This window comes from Bellilinea sp. (genome assembly GCF_053501535.1).
In genome coordinates this window covers 1-7,195 of record NZ_JBRCOK010000009.1, presented here as the reverse complement: position 1 = coordinate 7,195, position 7,195 = coordinate 1, and the positions used below count along the sequence as shown (strand labels likewise).

The window sequence follows — 7,195 nt, the reverse complement described above, 5'->3', positions numbered from 1 at the left end:
GTTCAAACGACTGCTCATCAATCGAATGAGATGACCGAATTGGATCAAAATGAAGTTTGTCCACACATTCCGCAAATAATCTTGCAAATTGCCATTTGCTAACCGCCTCGGCAATTTCAAATATGGCTTTTTTGCGTTGCTCAAAGGTTAAGTGAACATAAGGCTGGGTTTTTTGGTAGTTTTTCCGGGTTTGGCGGTAAAGTTTATTGTTGTGTGCTTTTTGTAACCTTAATAATTCACCATTTCGATAGGTTTGTACGGCGGAACGTCTCTGGATTTCATTCAAGTTGGCAAAGTCTGGAATTTTCGTCTGTTCCAGATAGGGCCGTAGCATCCATGCCACATGAATTTCAGCCGATTCTAACCGGTAATTTCGTTTTATTTTTTCAATACAATTATCACACTCTTTCCACTTGGAAATCGGAATAGACAATCCCGCCAGAATGTAGTGGGATGAGTTCCCCGGAATATCTGATGTGCCCGATTCATCAATATAGCATAAATACATTTCCACCCCGCCTTAAAAAAAGCGACTGGGGTTGGGGCAAACCGCCCCACGATGAGACGCTTGGCGACTCATCCCAGACGCAATGATATTTTATCCCATAACAGTACAATTTTCAAGTATTTTTGGTCTGAGTTTTTTCAATTGGAGTTCAACCAACTCCTTTGCTGCATAGACAAATCAGAAATGCGTAACTCTCTAGTGGGTAAATGATTTGATAACCGGCCTGAAACTGCGCCGGTGCAGCGGACAGGCGCCCAGCGCTTCCAGAGCGGCGCGGTGACGGGCGGTGCCGTAACCCTTATGGGCGGCAAACCCATAACCGGGGAAGTTGTCTTCCTGCGCACGCATCCACGCATCGCGGGCCGTCTTGGCCAGCACGCTGGCTGCGGCTATGCTCAAAGACCGCTGATCGCCGCGAATCAGCGCGGTTTGGGGAATGTTCAGGCGGGGTAAGCGCAGCGCGTCAATCAACAAATGGCACGGCGTGATACCGCTGGCTTGCAAGGCGCGCTGCATGGCCAGCCGGGTGGCGGGCACAATGCCCTGCTGGTCAATTTCACTGCAAGAAGCCTCACCAACCCCCCAGTAAGCGGCAAACCCGCGAATCTGCTCGGCCCACTGCTCACGCTGGCGGGGGGTCATCTGCTTCGAATCGCGCACGCCGCGCAGCGCTGTTTCTGCATCACAAAACGGGGGCAGAATGACCACCGCCGCAAACACCGGCCCGGCCCACGCTCCGCGCCCGGCTTCATCCAGACCGGCAATCAACCGGCAGCCGTTTTCCCACAATTGGCGTTCCAGGCTTAAGTCGGGCGGCGCGCAGCGCTTATTAGAGGGAAGAGGGGCGGGCATCATAAACCCCCTGTTGAGCATTGCGACGGATGAGCAGCAAATCGCGCACTACCTGCCGCAAATCCCGGAGCAGATGCACCTTACTTTCGGGGTTGAAATACCACGGAATGGGCAGTTCGACAATTCGATAACCGCGCCGGCGGGCAATGTAGAGCGCTTCCACATCAAACGTCCAGCCGTGAATGGTCACCAGCGGAAAGATGGTGCGGGCTGCTTCTGCCGAAAAGCACTTGAAACCGCACTGGGTATCCCGCAAGCCGGGCAGGGCCAGCAGGCGCACCGCCAGATTGAACGCCCGCCCGCTCAGGTGGCGGTAAATCGGCTCATCATAACGCACCGCGCCGGGCGCCTCGCGCGAGGCAATGATGATTTCCCCCTCCGGCTTGAGTGGCGGGATGAAGCGGTTGACTTCCTCAATGGGCATGGAAAGGTCGGCATCGCAAATAAAGCGGTATTCACCCTCGGCCGCCAGCATCCCGGCGCGCACCGCCAGCCCTTTTCCGCGCCCTTCCAGGTGCATGGCGCGCACAAAGGGATAATCCTGCTCGAACAAGCGGGCGATATCCAGTGTCCGGTCGGTGCTGCCGTTTTCAACCACCACCACTTCGTAGGTGTAATCCTGCCGGAGTAGAAAACTGGAAATCTTCTGCAGGGTATCCGGCAGCCGCCGTTCTTCGTTATAGGCGGGAATGATGATGGAAAGAAGGGGTGGGGTCAAAGTTTGCTGAAAAAAGGAGAGGATTTCAGAACAGCGGGGCTTGCGGCAGGCAGTCCTGGGCGGATTGTTCGGCCGTTGTCGTCAGCACCTCACGCCCGTTTACGCTGGTCAGTTGAACGTTTGCAACCACTTCAAACGTACTGGCAAGGTAGGGTTTGCGGGCGCCGATCACCACCTTTTGTCCTTTCTTGAGGCGCTCCAGCAATTCCTGCCGCGAAATCAACAGTCGGTCCGACCAGGTTGGGCCGCGCCGTTCGTAAATGCGGGCAGTTTTCAGGCTGCCATCCTCATTATAGCGCACCGCTTCAATGACCACATCGTAACGCGAGGGCAGCGTGGCGGGGTTTTTCTCTCGTTTGAGCAGTTTCATCATGGCTCGGCTTCCGCATGTTCAAGATTGGGCTGGAATTTATCGGGCAAACCGCCGAGCGGGCTCGGCGGTTGCTTGCCGTGTGGTCGGGGTGGGCGGACTTGAACCGCCGACCCCCGCGTCCCAAACGCGGTGCGCTGCCAACTGCGCTACACCCCGGCGCGTCAGAGTATAATCCGAACCATGCACAATCGTCAAGGAAGAAGGACGAGGAGGATGCGGCTTTCTCAAAGTCGAAAACGGTCAAACGGCAGATGGCAGGTGATGATCGATGTCTATTCGGAATAATCCACGGATACGTCAAATCGAGCGATTTTGCCCCCTCCTGCGCCTCCCCCAAAATCGGCGCAGCGATTTTGGGGGAGGAGGGAGGGGGTTCGTTTCGCCACAATTCAAGTTTCGATCCAATGTTTCAGGGTTGTCAAGGAACTTTGAGAAAGCCATAACGGGGAGGATGTGGCTGCTGGTGTTGGGCTGGCTGGTTTCGGCCTGTATGCCGGCCCTCACTGCCAGCACGCCAACACCGGTACAAAGTACTCCATTCCCTGCCAGCCGTCCATCACCCAGCCGCCCCAACCCGGATACCCCCATCCCAACGCTTACGCCTGCTGCTGCTCTCACCCCAACGCCAGATTGTCTTGAGCAGGGCGGGCAGGTTGAAGCGTTCAGCCTGGATTCGGTATCGCTCGGCAAGCCGCTGCAGGGTTACCTGTACCTGCCGCCCTGTTTTGCAGCCGAGCGTGCAGCAACTGTTCCTCTCCTGATTCTGCTGCACGGCCAGTCGGCCGATGCCGCGCAGTGGCTGCGACTGGGGCTGGCCGAAACGGCCGACCGCCTGATAGCCGAAAAGGTCATTCCACCGCTGGTCATCGCCCTGCCTTATGAGGAATACTCGCTACGCAATCCCTATGAAAGTGGGTATGACCGCGCGCTGATGGATGAACTTTTACCGTGGTTAGCCGGGCAGTATCCGGCGGTTTGCCGCCACTCATCCTGCCGCGGGCTGGGCGGCCTTTCGCGCGGCGGCGGTTGGGCGCTGCTGATCGGTTTTACCCAAGCGGAGCGGTTTGCGGCCATCGGCGGGCACTCCGCCCCGCCGTTTTACGGCATGGAAAGCCGCCTGACGCTGTGGTTGAAGGAAAACCCCGCCGAAAGTTTACCCGCCGTGTACCTCGATGCAGGTGAAAAGGATCGCTACTACCGCCCGATTGAGGAATTTCACAACCGGCTGGTTGAACTGGGCATCGCACATGAATGGCGGGTCAATGCCGGCGGGCACGATGAGGATTACTGGCAAAGCCAGCTGGAAGCCTACCTGCGCTGGTATGGGGAACAGCTGGCAGCAGACGAGCCGCGCCGTTAGAACAGATGTGATAGAATGAATACACATTTTGAACGGGCTTAACCGATGGTCATGGTATCTTCCAAAACAAAAGATCAACTTAAAAACTTGAGCGAACTGCTGCAGGGTGATTTGGATTTTCACCAAATGCAGAGTTCCTATGCTTCGCATAATTTTCATTCTTTCCCGGCTAAATTTCCCCCGCAATTGCCCCAATTGTTCATTCAGAACCTGACCGACGTTGGAGATATTGTGCTTGACCCGATGAATGGTTCTGGCACAACAATCCTGGAAGCCCAGTTAGCAAAACGAATTGGAATTGGGCTGGATATTGATCCATTGGCTTTGAAAATTTCTCAGGTAAAAACCTGCTCCCTGAAACCATTGGCGGTTTACGAGCAGGGATTACGCTTGTTGAAAGCTGCCAGAATGATGCTTGATTCATCCCCCGAGGTCATTGAGAAATATCTCCAAACTCGCTGGGATGAAGAAACTCGCCGGTTTATAGATTACTGGTTTTTAGAACCTGTCCAAAAAGAACTGGCCTCATTACGGATTCAAATTGAAAAAATCGAAGATATTCCCCTGCGCCGCTTTTTTGATGTGGTGTTTTCGGGCATTATTATTACAAAATCCGGTGGAGTATCGCTTGCCCTAGATCTGGCTCATACCCGCCCGCATCGCGTTAAGATAGTCAGCGACAAAAGCAATAACATCTTGTATTCAGAGATTGAAGAAAATCAAGAAATTCGCTCTCATTGGGTCAAAAAGTATCGGTCTCCTTTTGAAGAGTTTGAAAAAAAACTGAAGACCAATATCAAGGGACTGCAAGAGATTATCTCGTTACCGGTTAACCACCTCCTTTCGGACGCGCAAAAAATTCCGTTCAGGGATAATTCCATTGACTTGATCGTTACCTCACCGCCTTATGCCTCCAATGCAATTGATTACATGCGCGCCCACAAATTTTCCTTGGTCTGGTTAGGATATTCGATTTCTTCATTAAGCAGGAAAAGAAGTGAATACATCGGCGCAGATTCCCAATCGAAAACCGACTCCGAAATGCTGCCCGTTTTTACCCGCGCCATTGTTGAAGAAATCTCTGCCTTAGACAAGCGCAAGGGGATCGTTCTTGAACGATATTACTCCGAAATGAAACGGGTGCTGATGGAGATTTACCGGGTGCTGAAGCCGGGAAAATGCGCCATCGTCGTGGTAGCCACCTCGATCTTACGGGGTAAAAATACTCAAACGCATCTCTGTCTTGCCGATATTGGAAAACAGGCAGGCTTCATTGTTCCCGAAATTGGGGTTAGAAATTTAGATCGAGATAAACGCATGATGCCGGCAACCTTGCAGAATAATTCTGAGTCACAAATTCAACAACGCATGCACGAGGAATATGTGATCGGTTTTTACAAACCTGCCTAGAGGGGCCAATGAGCAAAATCGATTCACTCAGAAAACACTATCATCAAGAGATTATTCAAAAGATTATTCGTTTTGGATCACATCCTGAAAAGGGAAAATACCCCTCTTTCGCCGATGGCAGCAGCAAGAACAGTATTGCCATTGCATGGAAATTAATTGAAAAAATTAATCGGGGTGGTCTCACCTTTGTTGAAGATCAGTCCATCACGGCTCAAACTGCCGGGGGGCGCTTTGAGGAAATTACCCGAAATTTCTTGCAACAGTCGCTTGATCTGCTCACCCACCTCAAGGTTGGAGATTGGCAATATTACACAAGTTTTCCAATCTCCCGATTCGACCAGTACGAACACCTGGCCGCTTTGGAAAAATTAAGCCGTGAAAACCCTCAAATAGCTGCCACCTTAGGGGGAGATTACATCATCAAGCCGGATATTGTTGTGGTCAAACGACCGTTCCTGCCTGAGGATATCAACCGATCTCAAGAAATCATTGCAGAAAATGAAAGAATTGCACAATTTTCTCCGTTTATCTTTCGTCCCACAACACCCGGAAAATTAATCCTCCACGCCAGCATTTCCTGCAAATGGACTTTACGAAGCGACCGCGGCCAGAATGCCCGTACAGAAGCATTGAATCTCATCCGCAACCGTAAGGGCAGTGTTCCAAAAATTGTGGCTGTTACCGGTGAACCCCTGCCAATGCGAATCGCCTCTCTCGCGCTCGGCACGGGCGACCTGGATTGTGTGTATCACTTTGCCCTGCCGGAATTACAAGAAGCCATTGATGACTTGATTTCCACCGGCGAAAGTGGTTTAGAAGACCAGAAAGAAATGCTCAACACCTTGATCGAGGGACGCCGATTGAGAGACATCAGCGATCTGCCCTTCGATTTGTTGATCTAATCCTGTCTTCCCGATCCGATTCGGTAAACCCGGATTTGCTTGCTCGAGCGCCGCAGCGGGCGTGTTTCGATGTATTCGCCGCCGGCAGCCTCGATGCGCGCGGCGGTTTCGGCGTCCTCCTCCGCGCAGGTTAACCTTACCTCGCTCAAACCCATACGGGCAGCCTGAGCCAGAATCAGGCCGAGCAGTGCCTCCTCATAGCCCTTGCCGCGCTCGGAGGGACGGATTTCGATGCTCACCTGCCCGCCTTTTTCCAACAGATGATCCCCCATCCGGTGGCGCAGCCGGCCAAAACCGAGCAGGGTTGTTTCATCGCGTACCAGCCAAAAGGTCGTCTGCGGAATGACGCCGGGCGGAAGGTCGTCCTCGCTGGCTTCATCTGCCAGATTTTGCAGAAAGACAAAAAAGGCTTCATCCCCACCTTTCAACAGACCGTTGAAGCGGGTGTCCCCCTCCGCCTGAAAATCCCGCGCCAGATCCAGCAGCTCTTCACGCCATTCGGGGGTCAATTGAATCAGGTTCAGGTTTTCCGTGTTCATGGTTCAATTCCCTCATCTGACTCCTGGCAGGCCGGGCAAACCCCAAATAAAACCAAATGATTGGTGACAATTCTGTAACCGTATTCAGCGGCAATGCCGGAAAACAGCGATTGTACCTGCTGATGTGAGAGCATTTCCACCCGGCCGCAGCGCTGACACACCAGATGGTGATGCGGCGGATCACTGAAGGCTTCATAAACGGCTGCGCCGCTGCCCATGTCGGATACCGAGATGCGCCCATTTTTTGCCAGCCGTTCCAATGCCCGATAAACGGTGGAGGGATTAACCGCCGGCAGGCGGGGTTGAATCTGTTCATAAACCTGCGCGGCGGTCAAATGACCGGGCGCATGGGCGTTCAACACATCCAGAATGGCCGCATCAACCGAAGAGGCTCTCATGTTTCCATTTTTATAATGCAAACATTTGCATTTGCAAATTTTGGTTTATAATTACACTACTCCCTTTTTTCTATTCTAACGTCAATTCGGGATAAATCATTTTTACATCAACTTTCGAATTTTCGTCCCCCTCCC

General features: G+C 52.7%; 9 protein-coding genes and 1 tRNA gene. 3 read left to right on the top strand and 7 right to left on the bottom strand.

The genetic code is table 11. From position 1 onward, the window contains the following. The 5 genes from ACWIZX_RS00770 to ACWIZX_RS00750 form a co-directional block, all read right to left on the bottom strand. Nucleotides 1–508 (bottom strand): DUF3800 domain-containing protein (locus ACWIZX_RS00770; protein WP_448334491.1); only part of this gene is annotated, 508 nt, incomplete at its 3' end. A 195-nt stretch (nucleotides 509–703) separates the two neighbouring features. Then, the gene (locus ACWIZX_RS00765) at nucleotides 704–1,360 is read right to left on the bottom strand and encodes a ribonuclease HII (RefSeq protein WP_416181027.1); all 657 of its coding nucleotides are present in this window, start codon (nucleotides 1,358–1,360) and stop codon (nucleotides 704–706) included. Further along, nucleotides 1,338–2,078, bottom strand: coding sequence for a dolichyl-phosphate beta-glucosyltransferase (locus ACWIZX_RS00760; RefSeq protein WP_448334490.1), 741 nt, complete (start codon nucleotides 2,076–2,078; stop codon nucleotides 1,338–1,340). The genes ACWIZX_RS00765 and ACWIZX_RS00760 overlap by 23 nt, the downstream gene beginning before the upstream one ends. 25 nt (nucleotides 2,079–2,103) lie before the next feature. Further along, nucleotides 2,104–2,451, bottom strand: a complete 348-nt coding sequence (locus tag ACWIZX_RS00755) for a hypothetical protein (RefSeq protein ID WP_322793750.1) — start codon at nucleotides 2,449–2,451, stop codon at nucleotides 2,104–2,106. Nucleotides 2,452–2,531: 80 nt separating this feature from the next. Then, a tRNA-Pro gene (locus ACWIZX_RS00750) sits at nucleotides 2,532–2,607 on the bottom strand. Between the two features lie 295 nt (nucleotides 2,608–2,902). Here ACWIZX_RS00750 and ACWIZX_RS00745 point away from each other — a divergent pair. The 3 genes from ACWIZX_RS00745 (at nucleotide 2,903) to ACWIZX_RS00735 (ending at nucleotide 6,123) form a co-directional block, all read left to right on the top strand. Beyond that, nucleotides 2,903–3,811 (top strand): alpha/beta hydrolase, encoded by a 909-nt coding sequence (locus ACWIZX_RS00745; protein ID WP_448334489.1) that lies wholly within the window; start codon nucleotides 2,903–2,905, stop codon nucleotides 3,809–3,811. A 126-nt stretch (nucleotides 3,812–3,937) separates the two neighbouring features. Beyond that, nucleotides 3,938–5,221 (top strand): DNA methyltransferase, encoded by a 1,284-nt coding sequence (locus tag ACWIZX_RS00740; RefSeq protein ID WP_448334488.1) that lies wholly within the window; start codon nucleotides 3,938–3,940, stop codon nucleotides 5,219–5,221. 8 nt (nucleotides 5,222–5,229) lie between these two features. Then, a complete protein-coding gene (locus ACWIZX_RS00735; protein WP_448334487.1) occupies nucleotides 5,230–6,123 on the top strand; it encodes an NgoMIV family type II restriction endonuclease in 894 nt (297 codons plus the stop codon). On the opposite strand, the gene ACWIZX_RS00730 is transcribed toward ACWIZX_RS00735, so the two are convergent. Both ACWIZX_RS00730 and ACWIZX_RS00725 read right to left on the bottom strand, forming a co-directional pair. Beyond that, nucleotides 6,120–6,662 carry a GNAT family N-acetyltransferase gene (locus ACWIZX_RS00730; RefSeq protein WP_448334486.1) on the bottom strand — a complete coding sequence of 181 codons (543 nt, stop codon included), beginning with the start codon at nucleotides 6,660–6,662 and terminating at the stop codon, nucleotides 6,120–6,122. The two genes, ACWIZX_RS00735 and ACWIZX_RS00730, sit on opposite strands and share 4 nt — an antisense overlap. Next, nucleotides 6,659–7,060, bottom strand: a complete 402-nt coding sequence (locus ACWIZX_RS00725) for a Fur family transcriptional regulator (RefSeq protein WP_448334485.1) — start codon at nucleotides 7,058–7,060, stop codon at nucleotides 6,659–6,661. Before ACWIZX_RS00725 ends, ACWIZX_RS00730 begins: the two co-directional genes overlap by 4 nt. Nucleotides 7,061–7,195: the final 135 nt, after the last annotated feature.

Bases quoted from the DNA above. Each gene is read 5' to 3' on its own strand.
- ACWIZX_RS00765 (WP_416181027.1), bottom strand. From the start codon at position 1,360: ATGCCCGCCCCTCTTCCCTCTAATAAGCGCTGCGCGCCGCCCGACTTA.
- ACWIZX_RS00755 (WP_322793750.1), bottom strand. From the start codon at position 2,451: ATGATGAAACTGCTCAAACGAGAGAAAAACCCCGCCACGCTGCCCTCG.
- ACWIZX_RS00745 (WP_448334489.1), top strand. From the start codon at position 2,903: ATGTGGCTGCTGGTGTTGGGCTGGCTGGTTTCGGCCTGTATGCCGGCC.
- ACWIZX_RS00740 (WP_448334488.1), top strand. From the start codon at position 3,938: ATGCAGAGTTCCTATGCTTCGCATAATTTTCATTCTTTCCCGGCTAAA.
- ACWIZX_RS00735 (WP_448334487.1), top strand. From the start codon at position 5,230: ATGAGCAAAATCGATTCACTCAGAAAACACTATCATCAAGAGATTATT.
- ACWIZX_RS00730 (WP_448334486.1), bottom strand. From the start codon at position 6,662: ATGAACACGGAAAACCTGAACCTGATTCAATTGACCCCCGAATGGCGT.
- ACWIZX_RS00725 (WP_448334485.1), bottom strand. From the start codon at position 7,060: ATGAGAGCCTCTTCGGTTGATGCGGCCATTCTGGATGTGTTGAACGCC.